Source organism: Cupriavidus sp. WGlv3, from assembly GCF_023952475.1.
Classification (GTDB): Bacteria; Pseudomonadota; Gammaproteobacteria; order Burkholderiales; family Burkholderiaceae; genus Cupriavidus; species Cupriavidus phytorum.
The window spans coordinates 342,081-354,481 of the sequence record NZ_JALHRX010000003.1; the positions used below are offsets into that span (position 1 = coordinate 342,081).

The following is a 12,401-nucleotide window of genomic DNA, read 5'->3' on the forward strand; positions in this document are numbered from 1 at the left end:
ATGCCGGATTTTTTGCCCCGGTATTGCCATGCCCGGCGTAGCCCGCGTCCCGAAATCCGCTCCCTCCTGTATGAACGATGCCGCACACGAACTGGCTGGCCTGCCGGAGCCGCTGACCCACGAAAGCCCGGCCGACGACGACTACCATCGACGCTTCGGTGGCGTGGCGCGGCTGTACGGCGCCGCCGGGCTGGCCCGGCTGGAGGCGGCGAGCGTGTGCGTGGTCGGCATCGGCGGGGTCGGCAGCTGGGCGGCCGAGGCGCTGGCACGCAACGCGGTCGGCCGCATCACGCTGATCGACCTGGACCATATCGCGCTGTCCAACACCAACCGCCAGATCCATGCGCTGGGCGACGCCTACGGGCGTGCCAAGGTCGAGGCCATGGCCGAGCGCATCGCCGCCATCAACCCGCGTTGCCGCGTGACCCAGGTCGACGAGTTCGTTACCGCCGACAACGTGCCGGACCTGCTTGGCGACGGCTATGACTACGTGATCGACGCCATCGACGCGGTGCGCGTGAAGACCGCCATGCTGGGCTGGGCCAGGCGCCAGGGCGTGCCGGTGATCACCTGTGGCGGCGCCGGCGGCCAGCTCGACCCTACGCGCGTGCGCATCGACGACCTCGCGCGCACGATCCAGGATCCGCTGCTGTCCAAGGTGCGCGCCAGCCTGCGCAAGCAGTGGGGCTTTACCCGCGACCCGAAGAAGAAGTTCGGCATCGCCGCGGTCTATTCCGACGAGCCGCTGCGATACCCCGAGCCCGAGCAGCAGGCCTGCGAGCTCGACGAGGCACCGCCGCCGGAGGAGCCGTCCGGCCAGGCCGCCGCGCGCGGGCCGCAAGGACTGGCGTGCGCCGGCTTCGGCTCGTCGGTGGCGGTGACGGCGGTGTTCGGCTTTGTCGCGGCGTCGGCGGCGATCGGCGCGATCGCGCGCGGCTGAGGCCTTGCGCCGCCGCGCCGTTCAGGCGCTCAGCGCGCGCCGCAGCGCGTCGATGTCGGCCTGCCCTGGTGCCTGGTTGTCGAAAAAGATCAGTTCCGGATAGTCGGCGGGCGCCGGCATGAAGCGCCGGGTCCGGTACGCGTCCCAGTGCGCCAGCTTGTAGGCGTCGTTGGGGTTGCCGCGCCGGATGATGCGCGCGTGGGCCTCGTCCTCGGGCAGGTGGACCCAGACCGTGCGCACCGTGGTGCCGGCGGGTACGTGCAGCCAGTCCGGGTCGTTCAGCAGGTGGGCGCGGACCTCGCGCGACAGCGGGCCGATCACGATCGCGCTGATGCCCAGCGCGAGGTTCTCGCGCGCGGTGTCGAGCAGGCCCTGGTATTCGGGGTCGCGCAGGTGCTCCAGGTAGGCCGGGCTGTCGCGGTCGTTGGGGTCGCCAGTGATGGCGGCCATGGCCGCGGCGCTGTAGCGGCCGTACAGCGTGTCCTTGTCGAGCAGGCAGAACGGCTCGCCGGTGGCCTGCATCAACGGGCCGATCAGGCGGTGGGCGAGGGTGGTCTTGCCGGTGCCGGCATGGCCGCAGAAGAAAATCAGTCGGGGCATGAGCGAAAGACGGTAGGGGTGACGGACCGGCCGCATTACCCACAGCATACCCGCTCGCTTGCGCCAGATCAGGCCCGGGTCGCGCCGATTCGGTATCCTTGCCGTTTTTCTCCACGCTTGCCGCCCCTCCCCATGGACGCCAAAGACCAGCTTTCCTCCGCCGGCCTGCCGGACCACCTGCACCTGGGCGAACCGGTCACCGACGCCACCCACGCCGAGTTCGTGCAGCTTCTGGCGGCGGTCGCCAGCGCCGACGACGACGCCTTCCTGGCGGCGATGGACGCATGGATCGACCACACCCGCCATCATTTCGCGCAGGAAGAGCAGTGGATGGAAGCCATGGGCTTCGGCCCGCGCCATTGCCACGCGGGCGAGCACCAGCAGGTGCTGGCGGTGGCCGTCGCGGTGCGCGACAAGGTGCACAGCGATGCCGAGTTCCAGCTTGGCCGCCGGCTGGTGGCCGAGCTGTCAGGCTGGTTCGACCATCACGTCAAGTCGATGGACGCGATGATGGTCGAGCATATGCGCGCGAACGGCTTCACGCTGATCGAGGGCCCGGCCACGGCGGCCTGATTGCCGCGGAGGTGGCGCTCAAGCCTGGCGTTCAGCCCTGGCGCGCCGCGTCGCGGTCGATCACCACGAAGTATTTGCGCACCGGGTCCAGCACCTGGAACACACCGCTAAAGCCGCCCGGGATCACGCAGGCATCGCCGGGGCCGAATTCGCTGGCATGGCCGCTGTCGTCGCTGATGCGGATGCGGCCGCTGATAACGTGGAAGAACTCTTCCTTGCCCACCGGGAAGGCGATGCGCCAGGCACCCGGCTCGCACGCCCAGATACCGCAATCGAAATCGCCATGCTGCGCGCTGTAGTGCGTCCAGGTGGTGCGGTCCGGATTGCCGGCCACCAGCCGGTCGGGGCGCGGCCGGTCGTGGCTGGGAGCGGGTTCGGTCTTGAAGTCGATCAGGCGGGGCGCGGTCATGGCAGCGGGTGAATCGCGGAGGCGGCGGAACTGAGAAGCCGCCAGTTTACCGCGCCGGGCCCGCGTCACCGTCAGTTCAGCGAAGTGCTCAGCTGGCGGCGCCAGCGCGACACCACCTCGGGCCGGTCGGCCAGCATCTCGAATACCGACAGCATGGTGCGGCGGCCGATATCGTCCTCGAAGCCGCGGTCGGCGCGCACGATCGCCAGCAGCTGTTCCAGCGCCGGCTCGTACTGCTGCTGCGCGATCATCAGCCGCGCCAGGTCCAGGCGCGCGGCGAGGTCGCGCGGATCGGCGTCGATGCGGCCGGCCAGGGTGGCTGCATCGGGCAGGCCGGCGGCGTTCTCCATGGTCTCGATGCGCGTGCGCAGCGCGCCGTAGCCATCTTCCTGTTCCGCGCGCGGCGACAGCGCCGCGAATTCGGCCCGGGCCCGGTCGATGGCGTTGCCGTCCAGCAGGAAGCCGACATAGGCCAGGCGTGCGGCATCGGACTCCGGATCCGCTGCGATTGCATCGGCGAACAGGGTCTCGGCGCCGTCGCGGTTGCCCGAGGCGGCCAGCGCCAGCGCATCGGCCAGCGGCGACCTGGCCTGGCCTGGCGCCAGCCGGCCCAGGAACTCGCGCAGGCCCGATTCCGGCAGCACGCCGGTGAACTGGTCCACCGCCTGCCCGTCGGCAATCGCCACCACATGCGGAATGCTGCGCACGCCGAAGTGCGCGGCCAGCTCCTGGTTCTCGTCAACATTGACCTTGGCCAGCTTCCACTGGCCGTCAGCCTCGGCTTCCAGGCGTTCGAGCATCGGGCCCAGCGTGCGGCACGGGCCGCACCACGGGGCCCAGAAATCGACCAGCACCGGCATCTGGCGCGAAGCGTCGATCACTTCGGTTTCGAAATTCTGCAGGGTGACGTCGCTCATGGGGAATCCTGGTCGGGAGAGAAGGGGGAATCGATACCCCTTATTGTGAGGGCGAAGGCGCCGAATGCAACGCCCGCGGCCGCCGTCGGACCTGCGCCGTGCGGGAAGTCACCGGTTGAAAATAGAACGATCGTTCGGTTATAGTCCTTGGCCATACGACAGACCCGGTCCGCGAGACCGCACAGGAGACTCTTCATGCCGACCCCTGCCCGCCCGCATTTCCAGTTCTGGCCAAAGCGCCTGCCGCCCGCCATCGTGCTGCCGGAAACGTCGCTGTGGGCCAACCTGGAGGTCTCGGCGCTGCGCTATGCCGACAAGGCCGCGATCCGCTATTTCGGCAACGCCATCAGCTTCCGTGAGCTGCAGGACCAGGCCACCGCGCTGGCCGGCTGGCTGCAGCAGAAGGCGGGTGTGAAGAAGGGCGACCGGGTGCTGCTGTACATGCAGAACTGTCCGCAGTTCATCGTCAGCTACTACGCCATCCTGCGCGCCGACGCGGTGGTGGTGCCGGTCAACCCGATGAACCGCGCCGAGGAGTTCAAGCACTACGTCACCGACGCCCGGGCGCGCGTGGCGATCTTCACCGCCGACCTCGCCGCCGGCGTCGAGCAGGCGCAGGCCGAGCTGGAACCGGCGCAGCGCCTGCAGCACCTGCTGGTGACGCAATACGCCGACGCGCTGCCGCCGGCCCACGAACATCCGGAGGACGCACCGCCGGCCTGGCTGACCACGCCGCATCCGTTGCCCGCCGGCGCGACCCCGTGGGCCGCGGCGCTCGGCGCGGGCCTGCAGCCGGGGCCGCATACCGCCGGCCCGGACGACATGGCGGTGATGCCGTACACCTCGGGCACCACCGGCTTCCCCAAGGGCTGCATTCATACCCACCGCTCGGTGATGCACAACATCGTCGGCGGTGCGACCTGGTCGGGCTCGGGCGCGGAGTCGGTGGTGCTGTCGGTGCTGCCGCTGTTCCACGTCACCGGCATGCAATACGGCATGAACGGCCCGATCTACAGCGGCGCCACCGTGGTGATGCTGCCACGCTGGGACCGCGAAGTGGCGGGGCGCCTGATCTCGCGCTACCAGGTCACGCACTGGACCAATATCCCGACCATGGTGATCGACTTCCTGGCCAGCCCCAACCTGGCCGGGTTCGACCTGTCGAGCCTGCGCTATATCGGCGGCGGCGGCGCGGCCATGCCGCAGGCGGTGGCCGAGCGCCTGCGCGAGCAGTTCGGGCTGAACTACCTGGAAGGCTATGGCCTGTCCGAGACCATGGCGCCGACCCACAGCAACCCGTCGGACCGGCCCAAGCTGCAGTGCCTGGGCGTGCCGACCTTCAACACCGACGCGCGCGTGATCGACCCGGTCACACTCAAGGAGCTGCCGCCCGACGAGATCGGCGAGATCATCGTCAGCGGCCCGCAGGTGTTCAAGGGCTACTGGGGCAAGGAGGATGCCACGCGCGAGGCCTTCATCGAATTCGAGGGCAAGACCTTCTTCCGCACCGGCGACCTGGGCCGCATGGACGAGGAGGGCTATTACTTCATCACCGACCGGCTCAAGCGCATGATCAATGCGTCGGGCTTCAAGGTGTGGCCGGCCGAGGTCGAGAACCTGCTGTACAAGCACCCGGACGTGCAGGAGGCCTGCATCATCGGCACCCGTGACCCGTACCGCGGCGAGACCGTCAAGGCGGTGGTGGTGCTGCGCGCCCATGCCAGGGGCAAGACCACGCCGGAGCAGATCATCGACTGGGCCAAGGACAACATGGCCGCCTACAAGTACCCGCGCGTGGTGGAGTTCGTCGAGGCGCTGCCGAAGTCGGGCACCGGCAAGGTGATGTGGCGGCAGCTGCAGGAAAGCGAGAACGCGCGCAATCCTGCCGCAGGCACGGCGCCGGCGGCCTGAGTCCGCGAAGCCGTGGCATGAAAAAGGCTGGTCCGGCGACCAGCCTTTGTTCTTTTTGTGCGCGTCCCGGGCTCAATGCCCGCGAACCCGCATCAGCATCTTCACCATGGTCTTGTAGCCGCGCTGGCGCGCATGGCGCGTGGGCGTGACGCCTTCGCGGTCGGCCAGGTTGGCGTCCGCGCCCGCATCGAGCAGCAGTTGCACCGTATCCTCGTAGCGCGCGCTGCCGTCGCCCAGGATCACCGCCTCGAGCAGCGCGGTCCAGCCCAGGTCGTTGACGTGGTCGACGGCAATGCCGGCCTTCAGCAGCAGCTTCACCACTTCCACATGGCCCTGCTGGCTGGCCACGATCAGCGCGGTGCCACGGTAGCGGTCGGTGCTGGCGAGGTCGGCGCCGTGCGCCAGCGCCAGCCGCACCATGTCGGCCTGGCCGGTGGCGGCGGCCAGCAGGAACGGGCTGTTGGCATCGGCATCCTTCAGGTTGACGTCGGCGCCGGCCAGCATCAGCGTGCGCGCGACCTCGAGGTGGCGGTTCTGCACGGCCGCCAGCAGCGCGCTGTGGCCACGTTCGTCGGCGGCGCGGGCCGAGGCCCCGGCGGCCAGCAGGCGCGCCACCAGGGCCTGGTCGCCGCCGCTCGCGGCGGTGATCAGGTTGCGGTCGAGCGTGCCGATGGCGTCGCGGCGTGCCGGCGCCGGCGTCGCGGGGCTGCGCGGCGGGCGTGCCGCGGGCGCGTTGGCGGCGCCGCCGGCCGGCCGCGCCGCCAGGGTCTGGCTGCCCTGCGCCGCCAGCAGGCCGCCGCCCATCAGCAGACCCGCCAGCCCCAGCAACTCATTGAGTGCCTGTCTGCGGGTGCGGGCGGCGGGGCGCGTCATGGCGGCAGCTCCTGGGCTCAGACGGTTTCGTGAGGGCTGGCCGGCAGCGGGAGGTGGTCCGGCGCCTGGCCCGCCTGGGTGTCAGGTTCGGCCGCATCGCCTGCCTGCAGCTGGCGCCAGAGCCGTCCGAGGTAGGGATCGTCGACACCGTTGGTGGCCAGGCCCAGCAGGGTTTGCTGCAGGTATTCGCGGGCCGGTCCGTACAGGCCGGCGGCGTGGCGCAGCCGTGCCACCACGCTGGCGTCGGGCAGCCGGCCGGCGTAGGCCTCGTGGGAGCGGTTCATGACGAAGGCCAGCGCGCGCTGCTCCGGCGCGTCGGCGGCGCCGACGCGGATGCGCAGCCAGCGCGGATGGTAGGCGCCGGTCAGCATCTCGCGGCGCCACAGCACGCGAAACTCCTGCTCGACCACATGGCTGGGCACGCGGAACACCATGCCGTGGCAGCAGCCGCCACGGTCGAGCCCGAGCACCAGTCCGGGATTGTCCCAGGTGCCGCGGTTGATGCGGGAATAGAGGTAGAAGCCGCGGTGGTAGCCGTGCACCGTGGCACGCTGGCGCTCGGTGTGCACCACCATCGGATTCCAGATCAGCGAACCGTAGCCGAATACCCAGACATCGCCGCCCAGCGCGGGATCGTCGGGGCGGCGCGCCAGCGTATCGGCCAGCGATTGCTCCAGCGCGGCCTCGGGCAACAGCGAGGACGCAACCGGAGTGCTGCACAGCGAGGTGCGCAGCCGGTCGGATTCGAGGTCCTGTCGCGTGATGCCCATGCTGCAAGCATAAATCAAAGCGGCGTCCCGGGCGGGCCGGAGAAATGCCACAAGTGGCACTTTTGTTCGGAATTGTCCGAGTCAGCGGTCCGGGTGTGGGTGCCAGACAACGGTCCGGGCCGCGTGGTGCCGCTGCCAGTCGCCATGGCCGTGCGCCACCCATCCTTGTCGGTGGTCAGGACGGCGCGAATTGCGCGCCGCTGGCGCCGCCGAGTCCTTACAATGGGGCCTCAATGCAACCCAGGGGGAACCTGCGATGGCACGTACGCTTACGGTGGTGTTCGGCAGCGGCAAGGAATATGACTTCACGATCGGCACGGACGAGCTGGCCGCGGTCACCGAGGATGCCGCCTGGCGCTGGTTCGACCGGGAATACACCGAGCTGGACTGCCAGGCATCGAGCCCGGTGGGCAAGGTGCTGGTGATCGACAAGATCCTCAATGTCGCCAAGTTCTCGGGGGAAGCGCGCTTCTCCGGCGATGCTGCCTGGGCGCAGGACTATGCGCGCCATGCGGCGCGGTTGCTGGACCGGGACAAGGTCCGCGTCGATGTCGGCAATGCCGCCATCGGTTTCTGAGAGCGCCCGGGCAGGGCGCCCGGGCTGAAGACTTCGGCCGGACGCCACTCCTGCTGGCGCGGGAGCGGCGTGGCGCCGAGCTTAAACCGTCGGCTTAAACCGCCAGCAGTTCCACTTCAAACAGCAGCGTCGCGTTCGGCGGAATCACGCCGCCGGCGCCGCGTGCGCCGTAGCCCAGGTCGGCCGGGATCACCAGGCGGCGCACGCCGCCAACCTTCATGCCCTGCACGCCCTCGTCCCAGCCGCGGATCACATGGCCGGCACCCAGCGGGAACACGAACGGGTCGTTGCGGTCCTTGCTCGAATCGAACTTGCGGCCGGCCTGGCCGTTCTCGTACAGCCAGCCGGTGTAGTGCACGGTGACGTGCTTGCCGGCGGTGGCTTCGGCGCCGGAGCCGACGGTGGTGTCTTCGTATTGCAGGCCAGAGGGCGTGGTTTGCATGGCGTTATTCCTTGCGATGGGAAAGACGTGGACAGGAAGATGAGCGCAGCGCCGCTGCGCTCAGGCTTGGGCGCGCTGGAGCACTTCCAGCGTCAGTTGTACGTTGCGGTCGTCGTCGGCCACCCAGATATCGCCGTCCTGGATCGTCACCGACAGGCGCATGGCCCGCTGCGCCAGCGCGGCCAGCGCGTCGACGGCCTCCGCCGGGACATTGTAGACGGTGACGTTGCGCAGCTTGCCGGCCTTGCCCGCCATGCCCTTCCACCATTCGCGCGCGCTCGCGGCGTTGTAGGTGTAGACGGTCACGCGCTCGGCACGGGCCGCGGCGCGTTTCAGGCGGGCTTCGTCGGGCTGGCCCAGTTCGACCCAATGGGCGATGTCGCCGGTCAGCCGCTTGTCCCACAGATCGGGCTCGTCGGGTTCGTCGAGGCCGCGGGTAAAGGCCAGGGTTTCGCTGGCTTCGCAGGCAAAGGCGAGCAGGCGCACCATCATGCGCGCGTCGTTCTCGGACGGGTGCTGGGCGATTGTCAGGCTGTGGCTGCCGTAGTAGGGCCGGTCCATGTCCGACACGGACAGTTCGGCCTTGAAGATAGTGGATTTGAGCGCCATGAGGTGAGGTAAGCGGCAGGCGCCCCGGGCTGGGGTGCGTACGACGCAAAAGGCCGCATCATACGCGATTCAACCCCGTCGATTCAAAGCCGGCGCCTCAGCGCTTGCGGTATTCCTTCAGATAAAAGCGCAGCAGCGCCGACGCCAGCAGGGTGCCGAGGAAGGCCGCCGCCACCAGCAGTGCCTGGCCCGGCGGGGTGTCGAGCTGGCCGGCCAGGCCGAGGCGGAACAGCCAGGTGCCAACCATCATCGCCAGGAACGGCATCAGCAGCGCGCCGCGCCCGTAGGTGCGCACCGCCCATAGCGGGAAGCGGCGCAGGAAGTCGCCCGGAATGCTGCAGGCCAGGCAGGCCCCGGCAGCCGCCAGCGCGGCGGCCACGATGTCGCCGGAATGAATCTCGAACATGGTCTCTGTCTCGCGTCGCCGCACACGCGGACGGGCGTGGCAGGGATTTTGCAAAGCGCTGATTCTACAAGAGAAATTTGTGGCGCAGGTGACGAGTAGGGTAAGCGCGGGGTCAGCGCGGAACGCTGGCCGCGGGCGATGCCTCGACCGCCACTTGCAGCGTCACGATGTCACCGACTTCGGGCAGGAAGCGGGTCATGCCGAAGGCACTGCGCGGCACTTCGGCGCGGAAGTCGCCGCCGCAGACCTGCCGGCTCACGCCGAACAGCGTGACCTCGCCGCAGCGGAAGCGCTCGGCCAGCAGGCGCACGGGCCGGGTCACGCCATGCAGCGTCAGTTCGCCTTCCACGGCGGCGAGGCGGCCGGCTTCGGTCAGGAACCTGTCCGCGCGCAGCCGCGCCACCGGGTGCTCGGCAATATCGAAGAACTGCGCCGAGCGCAGCACGCCGTCCAGCGTGCGGTTGCCGGTATCGACCGAGCTAAGGTCAACCGTCACGTCGATTGCGCCGGCGCCGCTGTCCGCGTCATAGACCAGGCGCCCGTCGATCTTGCCGAAGCGCCCGCGCACCGAGCTGCGCTCGAAATGGCTGGCCGAGAAATAGACGGTGGTATGGGCCGGATCCAGGGTGTACTCGACCGGCGCCGCGTGGGCGGCGGTGATGCCGATGGCGGCCATAAGCAGCAGCGCGCGCAGGGCCATGGGCGTCAGTAAACAAAGACCGGCAGCAGGAAGATCCCCACCACGGTCAGGTAGCCGATGGTCCAGCACAGCGTGCGCAGGGTGGCGCGGTCGGTGATGTAGCACAGGGTGTAGAGCACGCGCACCGCGATAAAGGCCATCGCCAGTTCGTCGACGCGGGCCTGTGGCGCCTGCAGGTAGGTGGCGCTCAGCACCGCCGCGGCAAAGAAGGGGAAGGCCTCGAAATGGTTGCGGTGCGCCAGGTCGGCGCGGCGTGCGCGGCCGGATTGCCGGTCCAGCCAGCCGCGCGGGTCATGGTTGTCATAGCCCGGCGCGCTGGCCTTGGCGATGGCCACCGTCGCCAGCGGCAGCACGCCGGCCAGCAGCACGCACCAGAAAGCGATCGGCATAGTCATCCTTTCGGTTGCTGTGCCGGCGCCCGCCGCACGTGGCGGCGCGCCGGCCGGTCCGCGCGCTCAGGCGGCGACCACGCGGATCTCGATGCCCGCCAGGCCCACCACCTGCCCGGCGCGGATCTTGGCAGTCTTGCGCGATTCGGGCGCGCCGTCCACCGAGACTTCACCGGCCGCGACCAGCGCCTTGCCGGCGCCGCCGCTGTCGCACACGCCCGCCAGCTTGAGCAGGTCATTGAGGGCGATGAATTCGCCCTCGAGCGGGAAGGTGATGGTCTGCACCGTTGCCTTGCCAGGTCTGGCCATCACTTGCCCCAGCTGTCTTTGAGGCCGACGATGCGGTTGAACACCGGCTTGCCCGGCGTCGAATCGCTGCGGTCGGCGACGAAGTAGCCGTGGCGCTCGAACTGGAAGCGGTCTTCCGGCTGCGCCTCGCGCAGGCCGGGCTCCAGGTAGGCGGTGATCACCTGCTTGGAATCCGGGTTGAGCGCATCGAGGAAGTTCTTGCCGCCGGCATCCGGATTGGGATCGCTGAACAGGCGGTCGTACAGGCGCACCTCGGCTTCATACGCATGCGCCGCGCTGACCCAGTGGATCACGCCCTTGACCTTGACGCTGTCGGCGCCCGGTGTGCCGCTCTTGGTGTCGGGCAGGTAGTTGGCGTGCACCGCCACGACGTTGCCGTCGGCGTCCTTGTCCACGCCGGTGCACTCGATCACATAGCCGTACTTCAGGCGCACCTTGTTGCCGGGGAACAGGCGGAAGTAGCCCTTGGGCGGGGTCTCGTTGAAGTCCTCGCGCTCGATCCACAGCTCGCGCGACAGCGGGAACACCCGCTTGCCCAGTTCCGGCTTCTTGGGGTGGACCGGTGCCGAGCATTCCTCGCTCTGGCCTTCCGGGTAGTTGTCGATCACCAGCCGCAGCGGATCGAGCACGGCAACGCCGCGCGCGGCGCGGCCGTCGAGGTCGTCGCGCACCGAGCCTTCGAGCGTGCTCATGTCGATCCAGCTGTCGGCCTTGGCCACGCCGACGCGGTCGCAGAACAGCTGGATCGATTCCGGGGTGTAGCCGCGGCGGCGCACGCCCACCAGCGTGGGCATGCGCGGATCGTCCCAGCCGTCGACGCGCTTCTCGTCGACCAGTTGCTTGAGCTTGCGCTTGCTGGTGATGGCGTAGGTCAGGTTCAGCCGCGCGAACTCATACTGGTGCGGCAGCGGGTCGCGGAACACGCCGCTGTCGCGCAGGTGCTCCAGCACCCAGTCGTACAGCGGGCGGTTGTTCTCGAACTCCAGCGTGCACAGCGAGTGGGTGATGTTCTCCAGCGCGTCCGAGATGCAGTGCGTGAAGTCGTACATCGGATAGATGCACCACTTGTCGCCGGTGCGGTGGTGATGCGCGTGGCGGATGCGATAGAGCACCGGGTCGCGCATGACGATGTTGGGCGCGGTCATGTCGATCTTCGCGCGCAGCACGTGCTCGCCGTCGGCGTACTTGCCGGCGCGCATGTCGCGGAACAGCTGCAGGTTTTCCTCGACGCTGCGGTCGCGGAAGGGCGAGGGCTTGCCCGGCTCGGAGAAATTGCCGCGGCTGGCGGCGATCTGCTCGGCCGACTGGCTGTCCACATAGGCGGCGCCGCGCTCGATCAGCGTCTCGGCAAAGGCGTAGAGCTGGTCGAAGTAGTCGCTGGCGTAGTACAGGTGGGGTTGCGCGGCGCCGTCCTTGCCGGTGCTGTCCCAGGAGAAGCCCAGCCAGTGCACGGCGTCGATGATGGAATCGACGTATTCGGTGTCTTCCTTGACCGGGTTGGTGTCGTCGAAGCGCAGGTGGCAGCGGCCGCCGTAGTCGCGCGCCAGCCCGAAGTTCAGGCAGATGCTCTTGGCGTGGCCGATATGCAGGTAGCCATTGGGCTCCGGCGGGAAGCGGGTGATGACGGTCGGCAGCGGCTCGCCTTGCTTGTCCTGGCGGCCGGCGTAGGTGCCGCCGGCGAGGTCCTGGTCGATGATGCTGCGCAGGAAGTTGGAGGCGGCTGGTGTGCTGTCGGTAGGCTTGTTGTCGTGGCTCATGATGGCGCCGGTTGGCCGGCCGCAAGCGCCTGCAGGGGCGCCTGCAAGGCGTGGGGCCGGGTCTTCGGATTGCGTGGCGGAATGCCAATAGCGGGATTTTACCGTGCCGGCGGCGCCGCACGCCGTGAGCATCGGCTCATTTGTGGTCTTGTCCGTTGCCGGCACAAGTTGCGCGCACCGGAAGTGATGTGTCGGAGTAGCATGGAGACCCGTGCCGGC

The 12,401-nt window shown here is 69.0% G+C and carries 16 protein-coding genes; 4 read left to right on the forward strand and 12 right to left on the reverse strand.

Features of this window, described 5'->3' with window-relative positions; genetic code table 11:
• Positions 1-70: 70 nt before the first annotated feature.
• Positions 71-940 carry a tRNA cyclic N6-threonylcarbamoyladenosine(37) synthase TcdA gene (gene tcdA, locus MKD38_RS08170; RefSeq protein WP_252675698.1) on the forward strand — a complete coding sequence of 290 codons (870 nt, stop codon included), beginning with the start codon at positions 71-73 and terminating at the stop codon, positions 938-940.
• Positions 941-961: 21 nt separating this feature from the next.
• Here tcdA and MKD38_RS08175 read toward each other — a convergent pair whose 3' ends face one another.
• On the reverse strand, positions 962-1,540 hold the full coding sequence (locus MKD38_RS08175; protein ID WP_252675700.1) for a P-loop nucleotide/nucleoside kinase family protein: 579 nt from the start codon (positions 1,538-1,540) through the stop codon (positions 962-964).
• 132 nt (positions 1,541-1,672) lie between these two features.
• On the opposite strand from MKD38_RS08175, the gene MKD38_RS08180 reads away from it, so the two are divergent.
• Positions 1,673-2,113 (forward strand): bacteriohemerythrin, encoded by a 441-nt coding sequence (locus MKD38_RS08180; protein ID WP_252675701.1) that lies wholly within the window; start codon positions 1,673-1,675, stop codon positions 2,111-2,113.
• A 31-nt stretch (positions 2,114-2,144) separates the two neighbouring features.
• Here the strand turns inward: MKD38_RS08180 and MKD38_RS08185 are convergent, their stop codons facing one another.
• Both MKD38_RS08185 and trxA read right to left on the reverse strand, forming a co-directional pair.
• Positions 2,145-2,522, reverse strand: a complete 378-nt coding sequence (locus MKD38_RS08185; protein WP_252675703.1) for a cupin domain-containing protein — start codon at positions 2,520-2,522, stop codon at positions 2,145-2,147.
• 71 nt (positions 2,523-2,593) lie between these two features.
• A complete protein-coding gene (gene trxA / locus MKD38_RS08190; protein ID WP_252675705.1) occupies positions 2,594-3,439 on the reverse strand; it encodes a thioredoxin in 846 nt (281 codons plus the stop codon).
• Positions 3,440-3,634: 195 nt separating this feature from the next.
• Here trxA and MKD38_RS08195 point away from each other — a divergent pair, with 195 nt between their 5' ends.
• The gene (locus MKD38_RS08195) at positions 3,635-5,350 is read left to right on the forward strand and encodes a long-chain fatty acid--CoA ligase (RefSeq protein WP_252675707.1); all 1,716 of its coding nucleotides are present in this window, start codon (positions 3,635-3,637) and stop codon (positions 5,348-5,350) included.
• Between the two features lie 72 nt (positions 5,351-5,422).
• Here MKD38_RS08195 and MKD38_RS08200 read toward each other — a convergent pair whose 3' ends face one another.
• Together MKD38_RS08200 and MKD38_RS08205 are read right to left on the reverse strand one after the other, a co-directional pair.
• Complete coding sequence (locus MKD38_RS08200; RefSeq protein WP_252675709.1) at positions 5,423-6,223, reverse strand: ankyrin repeat domain-containing protein; 801 nt, start codon at positions 6,221-6,223, stop codon at positions 5,423-5,425.
• A 17-nt stretch (positions 6,224-6,240) separates the two neighbouring features.
• Complete coding sequence (locus MKD38_RS08205) at positions 6,241-6,993, reverse strand: gamma-glutamylcyclotransferase (RefSeq protein WP_252675711.1); 753 nt, start codon at positions 6,991-6,993, stop codon at positions 6,241-6,243.
• 256 nt (positions 6,994-7,249) lie between these two features.
• Between MKD38_RS08205 and MKD38_RS08210 the strand changes: the two genes are divergently transcribed.
• On the forward strand, positions 7,250-7,570 hold the full coding sequence (locus MKD38_RS08210) for a hypothetical protein (RefSeq protein ID WP_062801360.1): 321 nt from the start codon (positions 7,250-7,252) through the stop codon (positions 7,568-7,570).
• Positions 7,571-7,664: 94 nt separating this feature from the next.
• Here MKD38_RS08210 and MKD38_RS08215 read toward each other — a convergent pair whose 3' ends face one another.
• The 7 genes from MKD38_RS08215 to MKD38_RS08245 all read right to left on the reverse strand — a co-directional run bounded on the left by MKD38_RS08215 (position 7,665) and on the right by MKD38_RS08245 (position 12,182).
• Entirely contained in the window at positions 7,665-8,012 is a 348-nt protein-coding gene (locus MKD38_RS08215; RefSeq protein ID WP_018008195.1) for an FKBP-type peptidyl-prolyl cis-trans isomerase, read from the reverse strand.
• Between the two features lie 60 nt (positions 8,013-8,072).
• Positions 8,073-8,621 (reverse strand): YaeQ family protein, encoded by a 549-nt coding sequence (locus tag MKD38_RS08220; RefSeq protein ID WP_012353517.1) that lies wholly within the window; start codon positions 8,619-8,621, stop codon positions 8,073-8,075.
• A 97-nt stretch (positions 8,622-8,718) separates the two neighbouring features.
• On the reverse strand, positions 8,719-9,027 hold the full coding sequence (locus tag MKD38_RS08225; RefSeq protein ID WP_252675713.1) for a hypothetical protein: 309 nt from the start codon (positions 9,025-9,027) through the stop codon (positions 8,719-8,721).
• 112 nt (positions 9,028-9,139) lie between these two features.
• Positions 9,140-9,727, reverse strand: coding sequence for a YceI family protein (locus MKD38_RS08230; protein WP_252675715.1), 588 nt, complete (start codon positions 9,725-9,727; stop codon positions 9,140-9,142).
• A 5-nt stretch (positions 9,728-9,732) separates the two neighbouring features.
• Positions 9,733-10,116: an MAPEG family protein gene (locus MKD38_RS08235; RefSeq protein WP_252675717.1), complete on the reverse strand. Its 384-nt coding sequence runs from the start codon at positions 10,114-10,116 to the stop codon at positions 9,733-9,735.
• Between the two features lie 66 nt (positions 10,117-10,182).
• Complete coding sequence (locus MKD38_RS08240; RefSeq protein WP_018008200.1) at positions 10,183-10,425, reverse strand: RNA-binding S4 domain-containing protein; 243 nt, start codon at positions 10,423-10,425, stop codon at positions 10,183-10,185.
• Complete coding sequence (locus MKD38_RS08245; protein ID WP_252675719.1) at positions 10,425-12,182, reverse strand: glutamine--tRNA ligase/YqeY domain fusion protein; 1,758 nt, start codon at positions 12,180-12,182, stop codon at positions 10,425-10,427. Before MKD38_RS08245 ends, MKD38_RS08240 begins: the two co-directional genes overlap by 1 nt.
• Between the last annotated feature and the right edge of the window lie 219 nt (positions 12,183-12,401).